This window comes from Exiguobacterium sp. OS-77 (genome assembly GCF_000414195.2).
Classification (GTDB): Bacteria; Bacillota; Bacilli; order Exiguobacteriales; family Exiguobacteriaceae; genus Exiguobacterium_A; species Exiguobacterium_A indicum.
In genome coordinates, this window is record NZ_DF239008.1 from 2,716,345 (window position 1) to 2,742,053 (window position 25,709).

Consider the following 25,709-nt stretch of genomic DNA (forward strand, 5'->3'; position numbering starts at 1 on the left):
GTGGTTGAAGGTGAAACAGATTCATCTTCACCTTTCTCCTTTAAAAGGGTGTTACGACAGGATTCATGAGACGAATCGTCTCAGTAAGCCCAGTACTTATTCCCACTCAATCGTTGAAGGTGGTTTCGACGTCACATCGTACAGGACGCGGTTAACGTTCTGAACTTCATTGACGATTCGAACCGAGATCTTCTCGAGCACGTCCCATGGGATACGTGCCCAGTCTGATGTCATTCCGTCAATAGACGTGACAGCGCGGATTCCGACGGCATAGTCGTATGTCCGCTCATCGCCCATGACACCAACCGAACGGATTGGAGGAAGGACTGTGAAGTATTGCCAGATTTCGCGCTCGAGTCCAGCTTTTTTAATTTCATCACGAAGAATGAAATCAGATTCGCGGACGATTTCGAGTTTCTCATCTGTGATTTCACCGAGGACACGAATTCCGAGACCTGGTCCTGGGAACGGCTGACGCCACACGATTTCATCGGAAAGACCGAGTTCTTTCCCGAGTTCACGGACTTCATCCTTGAACAACGTGTTGATCGGCTCGATCAATTCAAACTGCATGTCTTCCGGCAATCCACCGACGTTGTGGTGTGACTTGATCGTTTGTGCCGTATCCGTACCACTCTCGATGATATCTGTGTAGAGCGTACCTTGGGCAAGGAAGTCCATGTCCGTTAGTTTTGAAGCTTCTTCATCAAAGACGTAGACGAACTCGTTGCCGATGATTTTACGTTTCTGCTCTGGATCTGAGATACCACGGAGTTTGTCGAGGAAACGGTCCTGGGCATCAATCTTGATGACGTTCATGTGGAAGTGATCCGCGAATGTCTTCATGACGCTCTCCGCTTCACCCTTACGCAGTAAACCGTGATCGACGAACATACATGTCAATTGATCACCGATTGCTTTGTGAATCAAGGCTGCGACGACAGACGAGTCGACACCACCAGAAAGTGCACAGAGGACTTTTTTGTCGCCGACTTGTTCTTGAATCTTCGCTACTTCGATTTCGATGAAGTTCTCCATCGACCAATCGCCTGCACATTTACAGACTTCAAAGAGGAAGTTCTTGAGCAATTCTTTTCCGAAGACCGTATGGTTCACTTCCGGGTGATACTGCACACCGTACATTTTCAATTCTTCGTTCTTGATCGAAGCGATCGGACATGACACGTTCGTTCCATCGACGACGAATCCGTTTGGCACAGATGTGACGAGGTCGCTGTGGCTCATCCAGACCGTTTGTTCAAGCGGTAGGTTCGCATACATCGGTGACGGGTCTTGTAACGTCAATGTGGCTTTTCCATATTCACGATGTCCCGCACGTTCTACTGTTCCGCCGAAATGTTGTGACATGAGCTGCATGCCGTAACAGATCCCGAAGATTGGAATACCGAGGTCGAAGATTTCTGGGTCACACCGGTACGCATCCTCTGCGTAGACGCTACGTGGACCACCTGAGAAGATGATACCAGCAGGTGCGATTTCCTTTACTTCTGCTGCAGTGATTTTATGCGAATGCAATTCACTATAGACACCAAGGTCCCGAATACGACGTGTGATCAATTGATTGTACTGTCCTCCAAAATCGAGGACGAGAATCATTTCCTGGTCCAAATGTGCTTCCAAATCTGTTCCCGCCTTTCTGATTTCATGCGCACCCTATGAAAAAAGCCCACTCTTCGCCCATGGATAAAATGGAAAAAGAGCAGGCCGCTTCACAAAAAAATGTATACGAAGGGTCTGCTCCTTCATAGTCAGGTCGTTTAAGGTGACCCGGTAGAGACTCTCGCGCCATATTCGCGAGTATATACAAAGGAGATTGCATGTGTGTGATTTACGTTGTTCCCATTGTAACTGTATCGTTTCGTAAATATCAACCCTCTACATGACGAATGATATTTTCGAAATATTCACGTTTTTTCTCGGCAGATAATGATTCTCCACCATAGACCATCCGTTCGTAAGCATCCGTCAACGGTCGCATCGCGTACGTCTCGTAGTACCCATCGACTTCGTGAGCGAGTTCCGCAAGCGTCCGACCATCTTGATAATGGAATCCTTTTTTATCAAGACGTCGCAAGAGGTACCGGTACATCCGTCGGAATCCTTCTGGTCGCTCGATTTGTCTCCGGAAGAAGAGAATCGCGAGTGTTCGAATGATTGGTTTTCGGAACAGGTAAAGGAACAAGAGAGCGAGTGCCGTCATAAGGATTGGCCAAAACGGAATTGACTTCTGCTCCGTCTGTCCGGCGCTAGTCGTCTGTTCTTCGTCGAGAAGATTTTCCTGCGGACGATTTGGTGTCGTCGTCTCTGTATTATTTTCTGTTTCGCGTTGTGGATTTGTTTGCTCCGTCTCGTTGTTCGTTTCTCGGTCAATCGTATATTGACCTGCTCCGTCGAAGCTAACAGTCGGCTCAAGCGGTACCCAGCCTGGTCCTTCAATGTAGACTTCGACCCACGAGTGGGCATTTTTATTTCGTACCGTATAACTGGTCACGGCGGAGCCGATGACATCGGACTCGCCTCCCGTGAACCCTTTTACCCAGCGTGCGGGTAATCCAGCTGCCCGAAGCAACACAGCGGCGGACGTCGAGAAGTTATCACAGTATCCGAGCTTCGTTTCGAACAGGAATTGATCGACGTAATCTTGATTTTCTCCTGGTACGGCGACTTCCTCCGTATTATATTCGAAGTTTTCTTCTTCGAAATAGTTTTCAATCGCTCGCGCCTTGTCCCACGGTGTTTCTTCACCCTCAACGATTTGATTCGCTAAATCACGGACACGTTGTGGTAATCCATCTGGTAGCTGCAGGTACCGACGTGTGTCATCCGCTGATAAATCGAGCGGCTCATCTGTCTGTAACTGCTCTTCTGTGAAGAGTGGATAGGCATATTCGATTTGATAGTTGCGCTGCTGATTCGTATCGTCGAGATACGAGATTTTTTGATTCTCAGGATCAACCAGTACATTTTGTCGTTGCTGGTCGACCGTCAACCGAACATTATCACCATTGTACGGAACGAACGGCAGTTCACGTGCCATCTCAAACGTTGCCGTCTCATTTCTTGTCTTGACCTCTTTTCCGAAATGCGAGAAGAAACCACGCGCATCGATTTCCGGATTCGATTCCGACAGCACCCACCCCTTGCCGGTATAGATATCTTTCGTCTCGACTCGCCAGTAGCGGTTCCCTTCACTTTCGACTTGGAAAACTTCTCGATCGTCCATCTGAAACGGTCCACCGAGTTGCTCATCATTGTTACCGTAGCCGACCTTTTGAATCGCATTTGACGGCTCTCCTTCACCTTCAAGACCGGACGTCAAATCGTACCAACTGTCTTGCCATGTCGCATTGATGACAGGACTTTGGACAGCAGCGACGATGACAGCACCCATGATGAATAAAGCACTCAGCGGACGAACGTAAGAAGCGCGCGGTCGTTCGTTAACTTCCGTCGCATAGAGTAATAATAAAGATAGAATGATCGGATAGAGAATGAAAGTCTCTCCCGAATAATCCGTCCACGTATCGCAATAGGCGATAAATCCGATGACACCGAAGGCAAGACCAAACACAAATCCGCGATTCGGGAATGTCCGCCGTGCTAAATAAGCGATCAAGAAACTGATCAGTCCGATCGAGAGTGCAAAGGCTGGTCGTCCCGGTAACTCACCATTGATGACACTTTGAACATCTGAGCTGATTTCCGTAAAGATGCCCCATGGTGCTGCTCCCGGCGTCAAAATCAAATAAAACGATAGGAGTAGTCCACCGAGACTTCCGAGTAAAAAGTAACGCCGCGATAGATGCGACAACAGCAACGGCAGAAACAGCATCGGTAAGAAGGACCAAAGATGTTCGAACGTCGTCAGTTCAAGAAGTGGTGGCATGAAACAAGTCAGGACGGCTGCCGCGATAGCGTTCCAAAGTAAGCGTCGCATCATCGCACTCCCCTCCGTTCTGGTGTATAGACATGAACGGTGGCTTCTTGATTAATCTTCGAGATCCATAGTTCATTGTTCGATTCAAGATCCGGCGTGATGAAGAGGACGTTGCCACTCAATCGAAGCGCTTTTGACGAGTACTCCCATGACTCGATGAACGTCCGCGTCCGACTCGGTTGCGCCGTCATCAAGTAATGCGTCAGTTTCGCACCCTCGAGTGGTAACGATAACGATTGAACAGCATGTCCGACGAGGTGAATGCGGTAGCTCAGCCGTCTTTTATTTAGCTGATCCGTCGCTTCTGCCAGCATCGAGATGACGCGTTCGAAAGCTTCACCCGCTTCCGTCCCCTCATCAAAGACGATCGTCGTCTCCCGTTCCTGCTCTCGTTCAAACGTTTTCGTCATTAAACCTTGGCGTTTTGCTGTCGCTTTCCAATCGATCTGATTCATCCGGTCACCACTGACGTATTCCCGGACCCCGACGACAGTAAAGGACGACTGACGAAGATCAAGCGACACAGGGGAGATTCCTCCATCGCCGCGATCCTCCTCATGCGGAAGTTGAACGGTAAGGCGTGCCGGTTCAATCGCAAGATACGTCTCGACCGGAAACATCCGTTTCCGCTTGAACAGACCAAACGGATCCGTAATTTCAACGATACAGCCAGGAATCTGGTAGACTCCTCGACGAATCGATGGAATCGTGTAGTCGATTTGCTCTGTCTTCCGGTAGTGGGCACGGAGCGGACGGCTGATATCGAGTTTTTCTTCGCTGAGTTCGTTTGGAATCGCCTCCGTCACCTCGACGGCTCCGACCAAAAACGGAAAACGCCGGCGAACCCGTAAGGAAACCGGGATATCTGTTCCGGCAACGAGCATCTTATTCGAGACTTCGCGCGTCGCCAGTGCCTGCGTGACGGGCCAAACGAGGAAGAGCGTCCAGTAGACAGTCAGACCGGCCATGACATAAAACAGCAAGGAAGCGACATTTCCGCCATCGACGCGCGCATATGTCCATAAGGCAACCGTCGTCAAAAGGAGTACAGCGTAACGCCAACCAATTTGCCACTTCGTCATAGGGACTCCACGTCTTGTTGGATAGGTACAGCAACCTCTTTTTTGATTTGTTCTAAAATCCGTTCAGACGATTGACCGTGATAACGCGCGTCCGCTGTCAAAATCAAGCGGTGTGACAGGACCGGAATCAAGAGATGTTTGACATCATCCGGTAAGACGAAACTGCGTCCTTCCATGTATGCCCACGCTTGCGCGACTTTCATCAAAGCAATCGAAGAACGGGGACTCGCGCCGAGATAAAGTGAACCGTTCGTCCGGGTCGCTTGGACGAGATGGACGATATATTTTTTGACGGGCTGTGAGACATGGACGTTCTTGACTTCTTCTTTCATCTGGAGCAATTGCTCGCGACCAATCACCGCTTCGAGCGTTTCAATTGGTTCATCCCGTTCGAAACGTGTCAGTAGCTTCATTTCCTGGTGGAAATCAGGATAACCCATTTTGACTTTGACGAGAAAACGGTCGAGTTGTGCTTCTGGTAACGGATACGTTCCTTCGTGTTCGATCGGGTTTTGTGTCGCCATGACGAAAAAGGGATTCGGAAGCGTATGAATCTCACCATCGACGGTGACGTTCGCTTCCGCCATTCCCTCGAGTAAGGCAGATTGAGTTTTTGGTGATGTTCGGTTAATCTCATCGGCTAAGACGATGTTTCCCATTAAAGGACCCGGTCTATATTCGAATTGGCTAGTTTTCTGATTATACATCGATACACCCGTCAAATCTGACGGAAGTAGGTCTGGCGTGAACTGAACACGTTTGAAGGTCAACCCGATCGATCGGCTGAACGCACGAACGAGCATCGTCTTCCCGACTCCCGGTACGTCTTCTAATAGGACGTGACCGCCCGCTAGTAATGCTGCCAATGATTGTGTGATGACATCTTCCTTACCAATGATGACTTTCTCTACGTTGTCGATAATCGCTTGAATCTCCTTAGTGTATGTTCGCATTGTCAGGCCCCTTGCTCTCGTAGTAGTTGAATTTTCTGACTTTTTATATCATCTCATATTCCGCTACGCTTTTAAAGAAATACGAGCAGTTTCTAGCACATGAAAAAGGGGGAACGCCGTAGCGTTTCCCCCTTATTTGTTTCAGGAACGAACACATGCCGTGATCCGTTCTTGAACCGTGCAGTTGCACGTAAAACACGAATACATCCGTGTCAATGGACAACGTTCGTCAAGTCCGGTGATCCTCTTCTTTCAGAAGCGACATGCGATCGTTCCCTCTACATTGGTAATCATTCATGTGCATCACCATCCTTTCATATATTGAATATTACCGAATATGTTATAAACGAAACGTCGAATTTTAATTATTTTTTTCGATACCGTGCATAGGTCGTCGCGAGTGCGACCGCAAGGACCAGCCCTTTGATGATATTCAACGAATAGTATGGAACAGACAGCATAACGAGACCATTTTCAAGAATCCCGACGAGACAAGCCCCGACGAGTGTGCCAAGCGCATTCGGCTTCCCTTGTCCCGCGAACGACGAGCCGATGAATGCGGCTGCGACCGCTGGCATCAGATAACCGGAACCGGCATTAATTTGTGACGATCCGACTTGTGACGCAAGTAAAATTCCACCGATTGCCGCAAGTAATCCAGCAATCAGATACGCGAGTGCCCGGTAGCGATTGACACGAATTCCTGTCAGGCGTGCTGCTTCTGGATTCCCACCGATGATATAGAGAAAACGACCGTGTCGCGTATGGCTTAAGAAGACATGTGTCACAGCGACGACGACGAGCATGATGACGATGATCCAAGGCGCCTGGCTGATTTTCGCGAATGCCTCCGGAATCGTGCCGACTGTTGGTGTACCGTCCAGGCGCGGCATTCCGGCACTGATTGAACCACCACCGGTATACGTCATCGCGACACCTTCGACGATAAACATCGTCGCAAGCGTCGCAAACAAATCCGGAATCTTAAACCAAACGATGAGTAAGATGTTCACCAGAGCAACGCTAAGAGATAAGAGAAGTGCTAAACTAATCGAGACACCGAGCGGCAGACTGTACCAGACGAAGAACGAAACGACGAAAGAACTCGCAAGCGTCGCGGTCGAACCGACCGATAAATCAAATCCATTGACCGTCAAAGAGACGGTCAAGCCGATCGCGATAATCGTCACGATGGAGATACTTCGTAAAATATTAATCAAATTCGTCCCTTGTAGGAATGTTGGAGCCGTCGTCGCAAAAAACAGGACGAGGGCAAGGATCGCGAGGACGATCCCCCAGTCGTTCAAGAATCCGAGGACAGGACGTAACCCCTTCCCTCGGTTCGTTTGTTTTGATACTACCTCATTCATCGTTGCCCTCCTCCTGTCGCATACCACAACAAGGTTTCTTCTGATGTATCCGCCGTCTTCGTTTCATGGACGATCCGTCCATCGAACATGACGTAGATTCGGTCCGTGACGGTCAAAAGTTCATCCCATTCACTCGTCGCGTAAAGGATCCCTTTTTGTTGTTGCGCGAGTCCGTCAATCAGACGATAGATATCTTGTTTGGCTCCGACGTCGACACCTTTTGTCGGTTCGTCCAAGACGAGTACAGAAACATCGGTCAGTAACCATTTTCCGATGGCGACTTTTTGTTGATTCCCACCGGATAGTTGACCTACTTCCTGTTTCACGTCTGCCACTTTAATGCCCAGCTCCTTGACCCATTGCGATGCCTGATCTGCTTCTTTGCGACGATTCATCAGCCCCCAACGGTTGACGAAATCATGAGCTGCCGCTGCTGTTAGGTTTTCTGCGACAGAATCGGCAACGAGGATCCCTTCTTTTCGTCGTTCTTCTGGAACGAGACCGATCCCCGCTTGAATCGCAGCTTGTGGATTGCGAAGGCGATGGGCTTTTCCACCTATCCGAACCTCCCCTTCCTGAAACGGACGATCACCGAACAATGCTTTGCATAATTCCGTTTTACCGGCACCGACAAGACCCGCGATACCAACGACTTCACCTGCTTGAACCGTCAAGGAGATATCGTGGACGTCCGCATTCGTGGCACTCTCGACCGTCAGTACGTTCGTTGCATTTACCTGTGACGTTTTCGCAACAGACGTAAGCTGACGCCCAAGCATTTGCTCAACGACATCTTCCTTCGTGATGTCTGTCAAAAGATGTCGCGAGATGAGTTGACCGTCGCGCATGACCGAGATGGAGTCGCAAATCTCATATAGTTCCTGTAAACGATGCGAGATGAAGATGATCCCAAGCCCCCGTTCGGCTAAACGACGCACGACTGAAAAGAGATGGCTTGTTTCCGCCTGACTGAGCGGTGCCGTTGGTTCATCTAAAATCAAAAAACGGCGTTCTTGGACGAGGGCGCGAGCAATCAGTACGAGTTGCTTTTCAGCAAGCCGCAACTCCTCGACACGTGTCTTGACGGAAATATCCGCCTGTAATGTTGCTAACGCTTCTTTGGCACGCTGTATGTAACGGCGTTGGGATACGAAGCCAGTCATCGTTCCGTCCGTCAACAGATCGAGACAGATATTCTCAGCGACCGTCAAATACGGGACAAGCGCCACATCGACCTCTTGTTGGACGAGGTCGATTCCAATCTGTTTCGCATCACGCGGTGACGTGATGGTCAACTCCTTCCCGTCGAGACGGATCGTTCCTTCGTCCGCTGTTTCCGCTCCGGATAAGACTTTCATCAACGTCGACTTACCGGCACCATTCGCACCGACAAGCGCGTGGATTTCACCGGATTTCACTTCAAACGAGACTTGTTTTAAGGCTTGCACTCCCGGAAACGCCAGTGAAATCCCGGTCATCTTCAAGTGATGATTGGTAGACGTCATTGTTTCTTATGGACGTCACGCAACCGGTCCATCCACGGTTCATTGAATTTGTCCGATGTACTCCATCCTTTGATGATCGTATCGAGATTGTACATCGTCGTGTCCTGCTTCAACGCCTTCTGCTCCACGAGTTTCGCGTCGAGATCAAAGCTATCCGGTGTCTTCTCGCCAGCGATTTTCTTAGCCAGTAATCGCATGTCCGTTTGTCCAATCAAGAATGGATCCACCGCACTCGTCGAGACCCAGTTACTGCCTTTTTCACGCATCAGGTTGATATCCTGATTCGAGACATCGATCGAGATTAGCGGGATTTCTTGACGTTTATTATCCTTGAGCGATTTGTAAGCCCCTTTTGCGACTTCGTCCCACGCTCCCCAAACCGCATCAATGCTTCCTTTCGGATATTTCGCGAGAATCGCATTCATCTTCGTTGCGATATCCCCTTGGACATCTTGGAAATTTGTCGGTCCAACTGTCTCAAGCGTTTTGATTTTACCGTCTGCTTCGTACGTCTTATAGATTTCCTGACGACGATCGAGCGGGGCAAAACCTGGTCCGAACCAAAGTTTGATGACACGGACTGGCTTTTTGTCCGTCACCTTCGTCACTTCATCAAGCGATAGCTTCGCGAGTTGATGATCGTTTTGGAACGTTTCCGTCACACCTTTTAACGCCGTTCCTTTTTTCTTCGTGACCGTATCGAACGTCACGACCTTCAGCCCTTTGTCGACCGCTGGTTTAATCATGTCATAGGCGTAGTCTTCCTTACCATGCGAGATGATGAGCCCATCATAATCTTGCTGAATCGCTTGCGCGACAAGCTCCTTGAACTTGACGTCGTTACCTTCCGAAATGAACGTGCTGACTTTAAAGCCAAGCGCTTCGCCTTCACTTCGTGCGCCATCAAGGAATTGTTTCGTATGGTCGTCCGATGCTAGGTTGCGGATCACGGCGATCTTGACGTCTGATTGAACCCCTTTTGGTACATCCTTAACGACCTTCGTCGTCGTGGCTTCTCCATTCGCACAAGCCGCTAGTAACAGTGCCGGTGCTAGGACGGCGTAAGCTAGTTTTTTCATGACATATCTCCTTATCCGAGGGGTTGAAGCCCTGTTAATTGTTCAATCGTTTCTTCATTCGGTTGCGTGATGACACCAAGTTCGGTGATGATGCCCGTGATGAATGTGTGTGGTGTGACATCAAACGCCGGATTGAAGACAGCGACGCCTTCCGGTGCTGTCGCGACACCTTGGACAGTCGTCACTTCTTGCGGATCACGTTCTTCGATTTCGATCGCGTCTCCGGAAACGAGCGAGAAGTCGAACGTCGAGAGCGGTGCTGCGACGTAAAACGGAATACCAAAAGCTTGCGCGAGCAATGCTAATTGGAACGTCCCGATTTTATTCGCGGTATCTCCGTTTCGTGTAATGCGGTCGGCACCGACGATGATCGCATCGATCTGTTTTTCTTTCAGCGTATGGGCGACCATGTTGTCCGTAATTAACGTGACATCGATCCCGGCACGTTGAAGCTCCCATGTCGTCAATCGTGCTCCCTGCAGTAACGGTCGCGTCTCACTCGCAAAAACGGATAATTCAATGCCGCGTTCTTTTGCGATGTAGAACGGCGCAAGTGCTGTTCCATAAGCAGCGGTCGCAATCGATCCAGCATTACAAATTGTTAGAATCCGGTCGCCTGACTGGAATAATTCCAGTGCATGAATCCCGATTTGACGTGACGTCTGCGCATCCTGGTCGTATAAAGCGACCGTCCGTTTTTCCAACCGTTCGCGAATCTCTTCTACCGACGTCCCGTCTTGAATGATTGGATTCAATTGATCGAGGACATTTCGCAAGTTGACGGCCGTCGGTCGTGTCGCGAGTAACGTCGCCGATGTCTCAAGCAAGGCTTGCTTGTAGACCGGAAGCGCCGCTTCAAACCGGTATGCTTCTTGAACGAGCACGAATCCCCCAAATAAACTGATCGCAGGTGCGCCCCGAACGCGCAGTTGTTTAATCGCCTCAACGGCTTGCGCGAGATCAGCAATGACTTCATAGTGCTCTTCCTGCGGTAGACGTGTCTGATCGAGAATCGTCAAGACACGGTCTTCGTAACGGATACTTTGAACGAATGTAGTCATCGGCTAAGTTCCTCCGTTACGTCAAAGTTTCGTAAATCATCGAATGTCCGACATTCTGTACGGCGTTTGATTAACGCTGTTCCTAGACGGAGAGCGTGACGTTTCCGCTCTAAGCGTTCCGTCGTTGAATTGATTGATTCTAAATCAGCGACCAGTGCTAGACCGATCGTCCGCCGAATCAATTCGCAACCGGCGAAGCCAAGGGCATCCTGCAAGATCGTGCTCAGTACATCATCGACGAGTCCTGGTGCCTGGAACGGTTCGACGGCTTCCCGTTCCCATAAGGCACGGAACGTTGAAGCGAACGTCAGCCAGAACGTATCGATATCCTTGATTCGGGCGTCACGTCGTGTAGGGTAATCCGGATATGCCGCGAAGAATAAGTGGGCGATGAACTGTCCGACATCGAATCCAAATGGACCATAAAAGGCGAATTCAGGATCGATGACTTTCGTTTCCGTCGCTGAGGCGAAGATGCTTCCTGTATGTAGATCGCCGTGCAGCAATGCATCTCCTTTCGTGATGAAGAGCGCTTCGAGTTTTGCGACTTCGCGTTTCAACTCATCGTCTGCCCATAGACGTGCCACCTCTTCTTCGAGTCCGGCTTCAATCTCGTTCGTCTCCGCGTCATGAAACGGATCCGTGAAGATTAATTTTTCCGTGATGTCGCACAAGTCTGGATTGTAGTACGTTCGGGCGACACGTTTCTTTTCAACCGGACCAAGCGCAAAGTCCGATGTATGGAATAACGTCCGAGCGAGATAAGAACCGATATGTTCCGCAAGCAACGGATACTGTTCACCTGCGAGTAAACCGCTTCGAACGATCGTCAAATGTGAAAGATCTTCCATGACCGTATACGCCTCTTCGTGACTAGCATGAAAAACACGTGGTACGAACGGTACGGCATGTCGCGCGAATTCACGGAGTGCGGATTGCTCGATCCACGCTCGTTCGAGCGATAACGGCCAGCTCTCCCCGACGACCTTCGCATATGGTAATGCTTGTTTTAAAATCAAGCGATGTTCGCCTTCTCGAATCCGAAAGACGAGGTTGAGGTTCCCGTCGCCAATCTCTTCTGCTTCGACGGCTCCATCGCCGATCAGTCCTAATGTCCGAACACGATCAATCGCGTCCTGTTCTGTGAATGCTTTATATGTCATCTCAGTTTCCCCCTATGTGATACACGAAAAAGCGCCTCTTTTCGTCATCGAAAAGAGGCGCAGAAAAGTCACTGCGTCCTCTTATCTCTCAGACGAAACGTCTGTTGGATGTAGCACCGTGCCTAGTGGTCGGTTGCTGCGGCGTCATCGGGCCAATTCCCTCTGCCAACTCGCGATAAGAGTCGTATGTAGTTGTCGTGTGTGATATTGATTTGAATCTTACGCAATCGACTTCCTCGCTGTCAAATCGAAATCAAGCAGAAACGGACATCATTTTTAAGTCATCTATAGAAAGAGTATTTCCAAAAAAATAAATTTTCTAAAAATAGTTTGACAAGTCACGATTCTCATGTAAAAATTGCAATTAGATTTCACAATTTCATCCAATTCTTATCAAGAGCAGACGGAGGGACAAGCCCTACGATGTCGCAGCAACCGACCTTTTGGCACGGTGCTAATTCTTGCAGCTACTAAGCTGACAGATAAGAGTCCACGTTCGAATCATTCATGGTCTCTTGTCGCTGACGAGAGACCATTTTTTTGTTGAAGGAGGAAAGACATGGCTTATATCACTGCTACTTATCAATTGACTGCCCGTGATCGACTCGAGCAGCGCGCTGAACAACTCGCGCTTGGTCTGACAGTCGGTTCTTGGACGGAACTGAATCATCTCGAACAACAACAACTCGCCTCGTTCAAAGGGGAAGTCGTACATACCGAAGAGCGCGATGGCAAAGGATATATCACGATTCGTTATCCGGAACATAACGTGTCGCGCGACTTTTCTGCGATTCTGACGACCGTCTTCGGGAAACTCTCACTCGACGGTGAAATCAAATTAACGGAATTGCTACTACCCGATACATTTACGTCGGACTTTCCAGGTGCGAAATTCGGGATTGAAGGGGTCCGTTCCTTGATCGGTGTCGAAGATCGCCCATTATTAATGAGCATCTTCAAAGGAGTCATCGGACGCGATTTATCGTTTCTTCGTGATCAACTCGAAGGACAACTCGCTGGTGGGATTGATCTCGTCAAGGACGATGAGATCCTATACGACAATCCATTGACGCCAACGATTGACCGGGCACGAATTGGACGTGAGGTCATCGACGCTCACTTCCACCGGACCGGTAAACGCGCGTTATATGCAATCACACTCAGCGGTCCCGTCTTTACGCTCAAGGATAAAGCCAAGCGATTGATTGACGCTGGAGCGACCGCTTTCTTGCTGAATACCTTCACATACGGACTCGACGTCTTACGCGAACTGGCAAGTGATCCGGAAATCAACGTCCCAATCTTCAATCATCCGGCCTATAGCGGTGCGTTGATCGCTAGCCCGAATCACGGAGTCGCAGCTCCTGTCTTACTTGGCACATTACCGCGTGCTGCTGGAGCAGACTTGACGCTATTCCCGTCGCCTTACGGCAATGTCGCTTTGCCAAAGGATGTCGCCCGTGGTATCGCGGTCGAAGCGACCCGTCTCGGTCAGACGAAATCGATCTTCCCGGTTCCTTCAGCCGGTATTCATCCTGGACTCGTCGCTCAACTCGTACGGGACTTCGGGATCGATTCCGTCATCAACGCCGGTGGCGGCGTACATGGTCATCCGCAAGGTGCTGCGGCTGGTGTCACCGCTTTCCGTCAGGCACTCGATGCGGCACTCGCAAATGAATCCCTATCGACGGCAGCATCGCGTCATGAAGAATTACGGATCGCCCTCGACGCTTGGGGGATCAAGTCATGACCGTACGGATTCTTTGTGACTTCGACGGTACCGTGACGACACAGGATAATATCATCGCACTCATGCAGGCATTTGCGCCAGCGAGCGACTTCGAACCGTTGAAACAAGGTGTACTCGACCGGACGTTATCGATTCAAAGTGGTGTCGGGCAAATGTTCGCACTTCTGCCATCTGATGGGAAAGCGTCCTATCTTGACTTTTTACTGGAGCGCGCCGTCATTCGCGACGGATTTTCGGAGTTGCTTCAGTACAGTCGTCGTCAAGACATCGATTTCTCGATCGTCAGCGGCGGAATGGACTTTTTCGTCGAACCGATCTTAGCGCCATTCCTTGAGCAGGAGCGCATCTATTGCAATGTCGCAAATTTTGACGGTCCATTCGTTCATATCGATTGGCCACACGCCTGCGATACCCATTGCACGAACGGGTGCGGCTGTTGTAAAACGTCCGTTGCTCGGACACTACGTAAAGACGGTGACGTCATCATCGTCATCGGCGACTCGGTGACGGACTTCGAACTCGCAAAACAAGCGGATCGTGTCTATGCCCGTGATTATCTGATCACGTTGTGTGAAGAGAACGATATCGCCTATACACCGTTTGAGACGTTCCATGATATCGTTCATGATTTAACACGAGCGGAGGTGACAACATGACATTCATGCGACGCTATGAAGAGCTACGCGCCATCAAACAAGAGCTTGCGGCTCGCGATTGGTTCCCTGGTACGAGTGGCAATCTCGCCATTCGGACATCCGGTGTCCCGGTTGAATTCCTTGTGACGGCAAGCGGAAAAGATAAACGGCAGACGACTCCTGACGACTTCGTTCATGTCGATGCGACCGGTCAATTGATCGGTGAGCAATCCGGGCGTCCTTCTGCTGAGACATTGCTCCATGTCGAAGTGTTCAATCGAACGGACGCCGGTTGTTCCCTGCATGTCCATACGATTGCGAACAATGTGATTTCGGAACTCTATGGCGATCAAGGCAGCATCACCTTTTCCGGTCAAGAAATCATCAAGGCACTCGGACACTGGGAAGAGGATGCGACGGTCACGGTACCGATCATTCCGAATCATGCGGACATTCCGACGCTTGCCGCTGCTTTTGCACCTCATGTCACAGCAGACAGTGGTGCCGTCCTGATCCGCAATCACGGAATCACGGTCTGGGCACCGACCGCCTTTGAAGCAAAGAAACACCTCGAAGCCTTCGAGTTTTTATTCAATTACACGTTGACGTTGCAATCATGCCGTCAATCCATTCATTAAAAGGAGGAATCATCTCATGGCAACAGTCTTATTCCAAGAAACAAACACACGGTATACGGATCAAACGGAAGTCGCTGACTTCCTTGCGTCACGCGGCGTTCTTTACGAACAATGGGACGTTTCGAAACTTCCAGCGCCTCTCGTTGAGAACTTCACACTGACGGATGCAGACAAACAAACGATTCTCGATACGTTCGCTCCCGAAATCAAAGACGTATCAGAACGTCGTGGGTATCAGACAGCTGATATCATCTCACTTTCGGATACGACACCGAACCTGGATGAGTTACTCGTCAACTTCCAGAAAGAACATCATCACACGGATGATGAAGTTCGTTTCATCGTTAGCGGTCATGGCGTCTTCGCGATCAAAGACGAAGAAGTCGGCTACTATAACATCGAACTCAATCCTGGTGATTTGATTTCCGTTCCTGTTAACACACGCCACTACTTTACGCTTCAAGACGATCGTAAAGTCGTTGCTGTTCGGATCTTCGTCACGACAGACGGCTGGGTTCCGATTTATGAAAACGAGACGTCAACGGTCTCTTAAGAACGATATAAGCGCTGATTTCCTTTATGTGAAGGAAATCAGCGCTTTTCTTATCGCACAAACATATCACTACATTGATACGTAACCGATATAATGAAGGAAAAGCGATGAGGAAGTGAGCGTCATGCATATTCGTCCCGTAACGGAACACGACTTATCAGCGATTCTCGCCATCTATAACGAAGGCATCGAAGATCGAATCGCAACGCTTGAGACCGACCAAAAGGACTTATCCTTCATGACCCAGTGGTATGTAGAACGCACCGATCGATATGCCGGATATGTCGCTGAAGATGACACAGGTGTCCTCGGCTTCATTTCCCTCGATCCGTATAATCCGCGTCCTGTCTACGCATCCGTCGGTGAGATTTCGGTTTATATCACCCGGACTCATCGTGGACAAGGGATTGGCACACGTTTGCTTGAAACGGCTGAGCAACACGCCCGTGATCATCAGATGCATAAACTCATTCTCTTCACCTTCCCATTCAATAAAATCGGACAAAAACTCTATATCCGCTCCGGGTTCCGGATCGTCGGAACGTTTAAGGAGCAAGGACAGTTGAACGGCGAATATGTCGACGTCATGGCGATGGAGAAACGCTTGCGATAGGATTCATTGAATGCCAGACGGGGAATAGTCAATCCGAGTCATTGAGAGAGGATGAACCTAATGGATATTCAACAAATTCGCAATGCAACACTCGTTGTCACGTATGCCAATCAAGTCTTACTAATTGATCCGTTCCTCGGCGAAAAAGGCAGCTTGCCTCCCTTCGGTCAAACACCGAATGCCGTCGCCAATCCACTCGTCGACTTACCGGTCGATGTCAAGACACTGCTCGATCCTGACGCCATCTTCGTCACGCACCTGCACGCTGATCATTTCGATGATGCTGCTAAACAACTATTACCCAAGCATTTGCCACTCTATGCGCAGCAAGAAGAAGACGCGCAGCACATCCGAGAAGCCGGCTTCACGAACGTCTCTTCCTTCGATTCCGGTGTGACGATTGGTGATATTCAAATCCATCGAACAGGTGGACAGCATGGTGTCGGTGAAATCGGCAAACGGATGGGACGTGTGTCTGGGCTCGTCCTCACCCATCCGGACGAACCAACACTTTATATCGCAGGTGATACGATCTGGTGCGACGAGGTCGCGCATGCAATCGAACAACATACACCCGATATCATCGTCGTCAACAGTGGAGCCGCCCAGTTCTTGACCGGAGAGCCGATCACGATGTCACAGCGTGATCTCCTTGCCGTACACGAAGCAGCGGCGGAAGCAACGATCATCGTCTCGCACCTCGAGTCCGTCAACCACTGTCTCTTGCGACGTGATATGATTGCTGACTTTTTAACTGCTTTCCATCTCTCTGCCCATTTCCTGATTCCGGAGGACGGCGAAACGATGTCATTTTAAAAACAGTAACCTTCATCAAAAAGAAGTCCTGCTTTTCGAGTAACAATCGAAAGCAGGACTTCTTTTTGTTATGGGATGACAAGGCCTAACAAGCGAGCAAAGGCGACTGCTTGCTCTTCCGTAATGACAGCGCCTGGTAAAAATCGCGGATCGATCGTAATACCAGAGAGTTCCGTCTGCCGGAGGTCGAGACCTTTTAACGGTGTTTCAATCCATTGGCTATCTGTAAGCCGGACCGCTTCGAGTTTCCAATGGGTCGGCTTCACTTCGAAGAACTGTGCTTCTTTCATCGTCGTTTCGCTCCAGTGTTGATGACGGACCGTACTGCGAATGAACTGTGCGTAATCCGCAAGCCCTTCCTGAATCGTTAAATGGTCAAGCGTACAATCTTCAAACTGGATGCCCGTCATCCGGCATCCGACGAAGGACACACGGTGAAAACGAGTTTCTTGGAAGTGACATCCCGTTAAGTCGCATTGCTCAAAACGAATATCTTCGAACGAACCACGGTCAAAGGTCAGATTCGCGAACGAGACATTTTGAAAACACACTTGATAGGCATCGATGCGTTCTGTCAGTTCACTCGGCATCGACTCTTTCTCATAACGCGCTCCTTTTAGATACGGGTCATCGATTTCGACTTGATCGAACGTCTCTGGCTGAAGCGTCTTCGGTAATTCTGGTAATCGGATAACGGTCTCTTTCAATGAAGGTTCCCCCTTTTTTCTCTCCCTTAGTGTACCAAACTCCTTTTATATGAGGAGAAATCGTTCGAATTCCCCTTTTTTCAACAGTTTTTATTTTGAGACACTTTGAGACCATGCTATAGTCAAGGAAAATCAAAATAAGAACATACGTTCTTTTATGTAAAGGAGTGATTCAGATGTTTCCTTCCGTCGTTTTACCACAAGATAAACGTATTTTTTGCGTCGACAGTGTGTCCTTCTACGCCAGCTGTGAATGCCAGTATCGCAATCTTCCTCCCTTGACGACACGCCTGGCGGTCGTCTCCGATTTAAAACGAAGCGGATCCGTCATTCTCGCTGCCACCCCTGCCTTAAAAGCACTAGGAATCAAGACAGCCGGTCGACTGTACGAAATCGAGCAATTGCCATACGCTGTTCGTCGTACGATTCAACTCGTCGAACCACGTATGCTCGCTTATATGAAGACGTCGATTCGTGTCCTGGATGTCCTGCACCAATTCGCCCCACCTGAAGCCATCCGCGTCTATTCGATTGATGAAAGTTTCATTGACATGACCGGAACCGATCGCCTATTTGGTTCCGACCTGCAAGCTGCCCTCAAAATTAAAGAAGCAATCCTGAAACAGACCGGCATCCACGTCCGGATCGGGATTGGTCCAAATAACGTCATCGCGAAACTGACGCTTGATTTAATCGGGAAAAAAGAAGGCATCGCGCGATGTGGATATGCTGATGTCGCACGACGTCTTCATGACTTTCCGATTCGGAAGATGTGGGGAGTCGGACACCGCATGGAACAACATCTGCAGATGATGGGGATTGAAACAATCGGTGATCTTGCCATGCGCCCTGTCGAAGAGTTACACGAACGCTTCGGTGTCATCGGTGCCGAACTGTGGCATCACGCTTGGGGACTCGACGCGTCACCGACACTGCTCCCCCCGCGTCATCTGTTCGAGAAAACTCCTCAACGGACGATTGGACACGGTGTGACCTTAATGCAGGACTATTATCAGTTCGAACGCATCCGGAATGTGCTCAATGAACTGGTGCAGGATGTCGCCGCACGTTGCCGCTTTTCGAATCAAGTCGGCTGGACCGTTCACATCGGTGTCCGTTATTCTCGAAACGTCGTCCGAAGTGGCTTCTCCCGTCAAGTGCGGTTGCCTTACCCGACATCCGATGAACGCATCATTCTGCGTCACGTCTTACAATTGTTCGAACCGAATTGGCTCGATGGGGAACCTGTTCGATTTTTATCCGTTGCAGTGGGGCATTTGACTGCCGATCAAGGCACCTTACAGTTGTCTTTGTTCGAGGATAATGCACGGCTCTGGAAACGGCGACGGTTATTAAAAGCAATGGATGTCGTTAACCTCCGCTACGGAAAAGGAACGATTCGCCTCGCTGTCTCGTTTCTTGATACGAGTGTCGCCAAACGTCGCCTTCGTTTTGTCGGCGGTCATCCGGGAGGTGATCTTCATGACAGCGTATCGTGATCGGGGAAATTTAAAATGGATTCCTTTTCTCATGCCGGAACATTTGCAATTGCTGCGGGAATACTATGTCCAGATGCATCAGCTCGACTTGCCTGAAATTGATGAACAGTTGCAAGAATCATGGCACTTTCTGCTTCAAGAAGCTTTAATAGAAGGAAACGAACTTGAAATCACGTATTATAAGGAAAGTAGCTACGTGACGGTCGTCGGTTTCGTCGAACGATTAGAACCCGAACGTTCCGTTCTCTTTCTGCGCGGACGTGAAGTCATTGAAATTCCCTTCACACGAATCGTCCGGATCGAAAACGGGTAAGCTCTCATACAGATGGATGCTTTAAATCGTGCCCGGAAAGAAGGAATAGTCATGTTGGATTGGTTTACTTCTCTCCCCGTCGTCGTGCAAGCACTGCTTGCCGGAATGATGACGTGGGGGTTAACCGCACTTGGTGCGGCACTCGTCTTTGTCTTTACGACGATTGAAAAACGCGTCATGAACATGATGCTCGGTTTTGCTGCCGGCGTCATGATTGCCGCGTCGTTTTGGTCGCTGCTTGCTCCTGCGATCGAGTTCACGGAGCAGGATGGAGGAATCGCCTGGATTCCTGCCGCCATCGGTTTTCTCGCTGGTGGATTTTTCGTCCGTCTCCTCGACTTCGTTACGCCGCATTTGCACTTATCTGCACCACTCGAGACAGCGGAAGGTCCTTCGACAGGACTCAAGAAAACGACGTTACTATTTCTTGCGATCACGTTGCACAATATTCCCGAAGGTCTTGCGATTGGTGTCGCTTTTGGCGCCGCTGCCTTGAACATGGACGGAGCGACCGTCGCCGGTGCTTTGACGCTCGCACTCGGGATTGGGATTCAAAACATGCCGGAAGGAGCTGCCCTATCGATTCCATTACGCGGTGAAGGGATGTCGCGCCGGCGCGCCTTCCATTACGGTCAATTGTCAGCGATCGTCGAACCGATTGCCGCGATGGTCGGAGCAGCCGCGGTCTTCTTCGTTCAACCGCTTCTCCCGTATGCGTTATCGTTTGCTGCCGGAGCGATGATTTTCGTCGTCGTCGAAGAATTGATTCCGGAATCACAAGCAGAAAACGGATCCGATTTAGCAACGCTTGGTTTGATGGTCGGTTTTACGGTCATGATGATTCTTGACGTCGCTTTAGGATGAAGCCGTTGCAAAACGAGCAGTGGATGATACCGTCTTCTGCTCGTTTTTCTGTTTGTAGATTCAGGCGCATTCTAGCAAAACCAATCGATTTGAAGTTTTTCTGACCTTGTGTCCTAACAGAAAAATTTCCCTATCTCTCATAACTATCTCAATGTGAATGGACACGACGGAGTGTCTTAGTCATATCCTATGGAATCTAGATAACTGCTCACTCTTATTCAAACGAATCTAGGCATCGGGTTTCGTCTGAAGCGCATCATACTTTCTCAGACCTGCGCCCGATATTCCGATTAGTTCTATCTCACAAGAATAAAACATGATATGTTTTTAACTAGCACATCGTATAGAAGGAGATTACCATGACAATCATTGAACTTTTAAAAGCGCTCTTACTCGGTTTCGTCGAAGGGATGACGGAATTTGCACCGGTCTCTTCCACGGGTCACATGATCATCGTCGATGACATGTGGTTGCAAACTACCGATTTTCTCGGTAAATATTCGGCGAACACCTTTAAAATCGTCATTCAGCTCGGATCGATTCTTGCGGTCGTCGTCGTCTTTTGGAAACGCCTCTTCAGCTTGATCGGTTTGTATAAGATTGAAGGCGAACATGACGCAGCAGGGACACACAAGTTAAAACTACGGCACGTCTTGATCGGTCTTCTACCAGCAGCTGTTCTCGGATTGTTATTCGAAGATTTCATCGATGAGAACCTCTTCTCGATTGAGACGGTCATCATCGGTCTTGCAGTCGGTGCCCTCTTGATGATTGCAGCCGATAAATTCGGACCAAAGGAACCAAAAACGACATCGCTTGATCAGATTACATATCGCCAAGCAGCACTCGTCGGTCTGTTCCAATGTATTTCCCTTTGGCCTGGCTTCTCTCGTTCTGGTTCAACGATTTCCGGAGGGGTCTTCCTCGGGATGAATCACCGGACGGCAGCTGACTTTACGTTCATCATGGCTGTACCGATCATGTTCGGTGCTAGTTTCCTTTCGCTCGTTAAGAACTGGGAGAACATTCAACCGAACCACTTCGCATTCTATGCTGTCGGTTTCGTTGCGTCGTTCGTGTTTGCCCTCTTATCGATTCGCTTCTTCTTGAAGCTGATCAACAAGATCAAACTCGTTCCGTTCGCCATCTACCGTCTTGTCTTAGCGGCTGTCTTAGCTGTCATCGTCTACATGTAAGTTCAAACCGTTAGCTATTTTAGCTGACGGTTTTTCATTTTTTTGAAACTAATTCAGTCGCTTAAGGGTATATAGGGATGAGACATAATTAAAGGAGTGAATGCCACATGGCACGCAGAAGTCGGAGTACATCAAAACTCCCAATCATCATCGGAGTCGTTATTGTTGCCGTGATTGCCTTTTTAGCAATCGGACAATACAATAGCCTCGTCAATGTAGAAGAAGATGTATCGAATAAATGGTCGCAAGTCGACAACCAAATCAAGCGTCGTGCGGATTTGATTCCGAATCTCGTTGAAACTGTCAAAGGTGTCGCGGGTCAAGAAGAAAAAGTATATGGAAAAGTCGCAGAAGCCCAAGCTGGTCTTGCGCGTGCTGCGTCAACCGAACAACGGATCGAAGCCGACCAACAAGTCACGTCTTCGCTTCGCGGATTGATTGCCTTGCAGACGACTTATCCTGAACTAAAATCAAGCGAACGGTTCCAATCTTTGATGGATACGCTGGAAGGAACAGAAAATCGTCTCGGGATCGCCCGCAAAGATTACAACGATGCTGTAACCCTCTATAACAAAAAACGTCGGAGCTTCCCAACGACACTCTACGCATCCGCCTTCGGATTCGAGAAAAAACCATATTACGAGATTTCAGACAGCGACCGGGAAAATCCGACCGTCGACTTTAACAGTGATTCGAAATGATTCGGCGGTGGACGCGACTTCTATTGAGCGCGTTCCTCGTCTTCTTCCTCTTCGTTCCAACAGCTAGTGCCGTTTCAGAACGGACGGGAGCAGCCTTCTTCATTCAGGATGATGCTCAGCTGCTCACCCCTTCGGAAGAAGCCGAACTCGCGCAACTCGGTCAGGAACTCGAACAATATACGACGGCACAAGTCGTCCTCAAGACGGTTCCCGATCTAAAGGGACAGGATTTAAGCTCTTACGCCAATGAAACGTTCCGGCGCCAAGGCATTGGTCAAGAAGGAAAAGACAATGGTGTTCTTGTCGTCGTCGCTCCAAACGAAAAGGATCGCCAATTTCGGATCGAGGTTGGGTATAAACTCGAAGGGATTTTGACAGACATCACAGCCGGACGTATTCTCGATCAATATGCTGTTCCCTATAAAGAGAACGGTGAGTATGGGAAAGCAGCGTCTGAAACATATAAAGCGGTCGTCAGTGTCATTTCAAAGGATCAGTCGCTTGAGTCACAGGATCCTCCGAAAACACAAAATGACGACGGACTTCCGCTTTGGACGAAGATTCTGATCGGTGCTGGATTACTGATCTTATTGTTCCTCGATATGAAGTTCACCGGTGGTATGTTCTTCTTCGCGATTTTGAACATCTTCTCCGCGATCATGCGTGGTGGCGGTGGAAATGGTGGCAGTCGTGGTGGTGGCGGAAGTTCTGGCGGTGGTGGTGCCGAACGGTAGAAAAGGAGTCGTTTTTTCATGAGGATCATCTTAGGGTATTACCTCCTCCTGACACTCATCGGATTTGTCTCGATGTGGCAGGATAAACGTCGAGCGCAACAACATGCTTACCGGACACCCGAAGCAACACTATTGACGATTGCTTTCCTCGGTGGTGCGCTCGGTTCTTGGATTGGTATGTACACAGTCCGGCACAAGACACGGAAAGCGAAGTTCCAATGGCTCGTTCCAATAGCCGCTATCTTGCATCTCGCTTTCTGGTTTGTTTACACTTCACAATGAAAGAATGTGACCGATAGAGAAGAGAACGTACGGAAATGTGTCCGTCGTTCCTTCTTTTTTTGTATGAGGTCAATGATTATGAATAACAGGTTTAATTTCTTTTTTGTTCAGGGTAAAGAATTTAACCAATTTAATAAATACATCTTTTTTTGATGTACTGAGAGGTGGACATCCCTTTATGTGGCATCCTTGCGCCGAATGTACGACATCAATCCGTTTCGTTGAAGCGGGAGCACTCCATATTCAATCACCAACGCCAGAAATCTATTCCTATCAATCGTTCGAACAGCTCGAACAGTTATTGACATCGCTCTTACGTGTAGCGGATTATCCAGTGTCGTGTCGCGCCACACAATCGCGTTACGTGACAGCACCTATCCTAGCTTCAGCGCTTCTAGAACAACTGAAGCATCGATCTGCGATTGATTTCATCCAGCATGGGGTCATGACGAGCCACCTACAACCGATTTATGATATCCAGCGTAACGTGCTCGTCGCGAACGAAGCCTTGCTACGAGCAGCTGATGACAATACGCCGATTTCACCAGGTGTCCTGTTTTCAACGGCCTCGAAGATGGGACTTCATTCCCGTCTCGATCAACGAGCGCGTGAAGAAGCCATCCGTGCGACGCACCATATTGGTGGCACAGCAAAAACGTTCATCAACTTCCTTCCTTCGACGATCTATAATCCGGAGTATTGCCTGCGCCATACGTTTGAGATCGTCGAACGTTATCAAGTCGATCCGAGTCGGCTCGTCTTCGAAGTCGTCGAAACGGAAAAAATTGAAGACGTCAACCATTTGAAACACGTCTTCGAACAGTATAAAAAGCAAGGTATTCAAGTAGCACTGGACGATGTTGGCGCTGGTTTCTCGACACTCGATATGTTGTCCTTGCTTCAACCGGATTATATTAAGATCGATCGTTCCTTCATCGATCACTGTGATACGAACTCAGAAAACGAAGCCTTTTTACGAAAAGCCCGTCATCTGACACGAGAAATGGGGATTCAAATCTTAGCGGAAGGTATCGAACGGCAAGAAGAACTCGATCTTTGCCGCGAACTCGGCTTCGATCTTGGTCAAGGATACTTACTCGGTCGTCCTGCTCCTTATGCTCGCTTTGCGAAAGCACAATAAAAATACGCACATGGACCTTCTGATGATTCGGTCCATGTGCGTATCTTTATGTTAAGTCGTCGAAACGGAAACCGTCTCGTTCCGTGTGATAGCATCGACTAATTGTTCTGTTGATACAATCGGACGCAACAGACGACACAGTTCCTCTTTTGATGTCCGTAAAGCAAGTGCTTCGACGACATCGAGCGATAATGCGAAGTCTGCGAGTGTCGTCGGCTGTTCTTGTACAAGAAGATAGTCACGCAACTCTGCATAATCGTCATCATGTCCGAGTAACTTCTCCTGAACGAGTAGTCCGTAACCGACCTTACTCCCGTGTAAAAACGCATGCGTTTCTGGATGAGGCGATAACGCGTTATGCACTGCGTGTCCGATTGCACCACGCGTCGCCGCGTCACCAAAACCACCAATGCTTCCGGCTAACGGAATGACGGTTTCGACGAGATGTTGGATTTCAACGGGATACTCACGAAAACGCGTTTCCGTTATATTCGTCGACAAGATAAGATCCTTACAACGTTCAGCTGTCCGAAGCGCCATCTCAATGATGGGATCTTCAGCCGATGATCCGCTTAAGGCACGTGCTTCATACCACTTCGCTAGCGTATCGACGAGTCCCGCTACAAAATAAGCATACGGACTTGCTGCGATGATCCGATGATCGAGTAAAAGGGCTTCAATCACGACGGGGAACGTATCAAATCGGATGTACTGTCCCTCTTCGTTATACATGACACTGAGCGGAGTCCACGGAGCACAGTTCGAGACGATCGTCGGAATGACGATGACCGGGCGTTGTAATTGAAACGCGACCTGTTTTGCCGTATCGATGACACTCCCACCTCCGAGCGCGAGAATCACATCGTACGGAGCACATACTTGTTTGAAAGCTTCCACTTGTTGATCCGTACAATGCCCTTCAAATGAAAGACGTGGTAATGCTGGTAAAGCAAAAGCGGCTGCTTCATAGGCTTGACGTCCATGAATCAGGACTGCTGAACGATTACCTATCACTTCTTTGAGTTGATCGAGCGCGTTTTCCTCATGTATGTATTGCAAAACAGCTTGTCGAATCACAGAATCGCCTCCTAATATT

The 25,709-nt window shown here is 49.2% G+C and carries 25 protein-coding genes and 3 riboswitches; of the genes, 14 read left to right on the plus strand and 11 right to left on the minus strand.

The genetic code is table 11. The annotated features are described in order from the left end of the window. Positions 1-96 precede the first annotated feature (96 nt). The 9 genes from guaA to mtnK all read right to left on the minus strand — a co-directional run bounded on the left by guaA (position 97) and on the right by mtnK (position 12,171). Positions 97-1,617, minus strand: coding sequence for a glutamine-hydrolyzing GMP synthase (gene guaA, locus EXG77_RS13875; RefSeq protein WP_051353615.1), 1,521 nt, complete (start codon positions 1,615-1,617; stop codon positions 97-99). Positions 1,618-1,746: 129 nt separating this feature from the next. Further along, positions 1,747-1,848: riboswitch (purine riboswitch) on the minus strand. A gap of 40 nt (positions 1,849-1,888) precedes the next feature. Next, positions 1,889-3,961 carry a transglutaminase domain-containing protein gene (locus EXG77_RS13880; RefSeq protein ID WP_035398986.1) on the minus strand — a complete coding sequence of 691 codons (2,073 nt, stop codon included), beginning with the start codon at positions 3,959-3,961 and terminating at the stop codon, positions 1,889-1,891. After that, complete coding sequence (locus EXG77_RS13885; protein ID WP_035398988.1) at positions 3,958-5,040, minus strand: DUF58 domain-containing protein; 1,083 nt, start codon at positions 5,038-5,040, stop codon at positions 3,958-3,960. Before EXG77_RS13885 ends, EXG77_RS13880 begins: the two co-directional genes overlap by 4 nt. After that, complete coding sequence (locus EXG77_RS13890) at positions 5,037-5,993, minus strand: MoxR family ATPase (RefSeq protein WP_023467045.1); 957 nt, start codon at positions 5,991-5,993, stop codon at positions 5,037-5,039. Before EXG77_RS13890 ends, EXG77_RS13885 begins: the two co-directional genes overlap by 4 nt. A gap of 365 nt (positions 5,994-6,358) precedes the next feature. After that, positions 6,359-7,363, minus strand: a complete 1,005-nt coding sequence (locus EXG77_RS13895; RefSeq protein WP_035398989.1) for an ABC transporter permease — start codon at positions 7,361-7,363, stop codon at positions 6,359-6,361. Beyond that, entirely contained in the window at positions 7,360-8,868 is a 1,509-nt protein-coding gene (locus EXG77_RS13900; RefSeq protein ID WP_035398991.1) for a sugar ABC transporter ATP-binding protein, read from the minus strand. Before EXG77_RS13900 ends, EXG77_RS13895 begins: the two co-directional genes overlap by 4 nt. Next, positions 8,865-9,947, minus strand: coding sequence for a sugar ABC transporter substrate-binding protein (locus EXG77_RS13905; RefSeq protein WP_029340727.1), 1,083 nt, complete (start codon positions 9,945-9,947; stop codon positions 8,865-8,867). Before EXG77_RS13905 ends, EXG77_RS13900 begins: the two co-directional genes overlap by 4 nt. Positions 9,948-9,958: 11 nt before the next feature. Beyond that, positions 9,959-11,008 (minus strand): S-methyl-5-thioribose-1-phosphate isomerase, encoded by a 1,050-nt coding sequence (gene mtnA, locus EXG77_RS13910; RefSeq protein WP_023467041.1) that lies wholly within the window; start codon positions 11,006-11,008, stop codon positions 9,959-9,961. Further along, positions 11,005-12,171: an S-methyl-5-thioribose kinase gene (gene mtnK / locus EXG77_RS13915; protein ID WP_035398993.1), complete on the minus strand. Its 1,167-nt coding sequence runs from the start codon at positions 12,169-12,171 to the stop codon at positions 11,005-11,007. Before mtnK ends, mtnA begins: the two co-directional genes overlap by 4 nt. 78 nt (positions 12,172-12,249) lie before the next feature. Then, positions 12,250-12,353, minus strand: a riboswitch (SAM riboswitch). Between the two features lie 205 nt (positions 12,354-12,558). Beyond that, positions 12,559-12,660, plus strand: a riboswitch (SAM riboswitch). A 70-nt stretch (positions 12,661-12,730) separates the two neighbouring features. On the opposite strand from mtnK, the gene EXG77_RS13920 reads away from it, so the two are divergent. The 6 genes from EXG77_RS13920 (at position 12,731) to EXG77_RS13945 (ending at position 17,176) form a co-directional block, all read left to right on the plus strand. Then, a complete protein-coding gene (locus EXG77_RS13920; RefSeq protein WP_023467037.1) occupies positions 12,731-13,921 on the plus strand; it encodes a 2,3-diketo-5-methylthiopentyl-1-phosphate enolase in 1,191 nt (396 codons plus the stop codon). Next, entirely contained in the window at positions 13,918-14,577 is a 660-nt protein-coding gene (locus EXG77_RS13925) for a 2-hydroxy-3-keto-5-methylthiopentenyl-1-phosphate phosphatase (protein ID WP_035398995.1), read from the plus strand. Before EXG77_RS13920 ends, EXG77_RS13925 begins: the two co-directional genes overlap by 4 nt. Beyond that, on the plus strand, positions 14,574-15,194 hold the full coding sequence (locus EXG77_RS13930) for a methylthioribulose 1-phosphate dehydratase (RefSeq protein ID WP_023467033.1): 621 nt from the start codon (positions 14,574-14,576) through the stop codon (positions 15,192-15,194). Before EXG77_RS13925 ends, EXG77_RS13930 begins: the two co-directional genes overlap by 4 nt. Positions 15,195-15,210: 16 nt before the next feature. Next, entirely contained in the window at positions 15,211-15,747 is a 537-nt protein-coding gene (locus tag EXG77_RS13935; RefSeq protein WP_023467032.1) for an acireductone dioxygenase, read from the plus strand. 124 nt (positions 15,748-15,871) lie between these two features. Then, the gene (locus EXG77_RS13940) at positions 15,872-16,360 is read left to right on the plus strand and encodes an arsinothricin resistance N-acetyltransferase ArsN1 family A (protein ID WP_035398996.1); all 489 of its coding nucleotides are present in this window, start codon (positions 15,872-15,874) and stop codon (positions 16,358-16,360) included. 60 nt (positions 16,361-16,420) lie between these two features. Continuing rightward, positions 16,421-17,176 (plus strand): MBL fold metallo-hydrolase, encoded by a 756-nt coding sequence (locus tag EXG77_RS13945; RefSeq protein WP_035398998.1) that lies wholly within the window; start codon positions 16,421-16,423, stop codon positions 17,174-17,176. Positions 17,177-17,244: 68 nt separating this feature from the next. Here the strand turns inward: EXG77_RS13945 and EXG77_RS13950 are convergent, their stop codons facing one another. Beyond that, on the minus strand, positions 17,245-17,883 hold the full coding sequence (locus tag EXG77_RS13950) for a pentapeptide repeat-containing protein (RefSeq protein WP_023467029.1): 639 nt from the start codon (positions 17,881-17,883) through the stop codon (positions 17,245-17,247). A gap of 176 nt (positions 17,884-18,059) precedes the next feature. Between EXG77_RS13950 and EXG77_RS13955 the strand changes: the two genes are divergently transcribed. The 8 genes from EXG77_RS13955 (at position 18,060) to EXG77_RS13990 (ending at position 24,613) form a co-directional block, all read left to right on the plus strand. Then, positions 18,060-19,382, plus strand: coding sequence for a DNA polymerase (locus tag EXG77_RS13955; RefSeq protein ID WP_035399000.1), 1,323 nt, complete (start codon positions 18,060-18,062; stop codon positions 19,380-19,382). Then, positions 19,366-19,695 (plus strand): YolD-like family protein, encoded by a 330-nt coding sequence (locus tag EXG77_RS13960; protein ID WP_023467027.1) that lies wholly within the window; start codon positions 19,366-19,368, stop codon positions 19,693-19,695. Before EXG77_RS13955 ends, EXG77_RS13960 begins: the two co-directional genes overlap by 17 nt. Positions 19,696-19,746: 51 nt before the next feature. Continuing rightward, positions 19,747-20,559 carry a ZIP family metal transporter gene (locus tag EXG77_RS13965; RefSeq protein WP_023467025.1) on the plus strand — a complete coding sequence of 271 codons (813 nt, stop codon included), beginning with the start codon at positions 19,747-19,749 and terminating at the stop codon, positions 20,557-20,559. A 359-nt stretch (positions 20,560-20,918) separates the two neighbouring features. Next, a complete protein-coding gene (locus tag EXG77_RS13970) occupies positions 20,919-21,755 on the plus strand; it encodes an undecaprenyl-diphosphate phosphatase (RefSeq protein WP_023467024.1) in 837 nt (278 codons plus the stop codon). 107 nt (positions 21,756-21,862) lie between these two features. Next, the gene (locus tag EXG77_RS13975; RefSeq protein WP_023467023.1) at positions 21,863-22,456 is read left to right on the plus strand and encodes a LemA family protein; all 594 of its coding nucleotides are present in this window, start codon (positions 21,863-21,865) and stop codon (positions 22,454-22,456) included. Beyond that, on the plus strand, positions 22,453-23,190 hold the full coding sequence (locus tag EXG77_RS13980; RefSeq protein WP_023467022.1) for a YgcG family protein: 738 nt from the start codon (positions 22,453-22,455) through the stop codon (positions 23,188-23,190). Before EXG77_RS13975 ends, EXG77_RS13980 begins: the two co-directional genes overlap by 4 nt. Positions 23,191-23,208: 18 nt before the next feature. Beyond that, complete coding sequence (locus EXG77_RS13985; RefSeq protein ID WP_023467021.1) at positions 23,209-23,472, plus strand: DUF1294 domain-containing protein; 264 nt, start codon at positions 23,209-23,211, stop codon at positions 23,470-23,472. 178 nt (positions 23,473-23,650) lie between these two features. Then, entirely contained in the window at positions 23,651-24,613 is a 963-nt protein-coding gene (locus EXG77_RS13990; RefSeq protein ID WP_023467020.1) for an EAL domain-containing protein, read from the plus strand. A 51-nt stretch (positions 24,614-24,664) separates the two neighbouring features. On the opposite strand, the gene EXG77_RS13995 is transcribed toward EXG77_RS13990, so the two are convergent. Then, complete coding sequence (locus EXG77_RS13995; protein ID WP_035399001.1) at positions 24,665-25,690, minus strand: iron-containing alcohol dehydrogenase family protein; 1,026 nt, start codon at positions 25,688-25,690, stop codon at positions 24,665-24,667. Between the last annotated feature and the right edge of the window lie 19 nt (positions 25,691-25,709).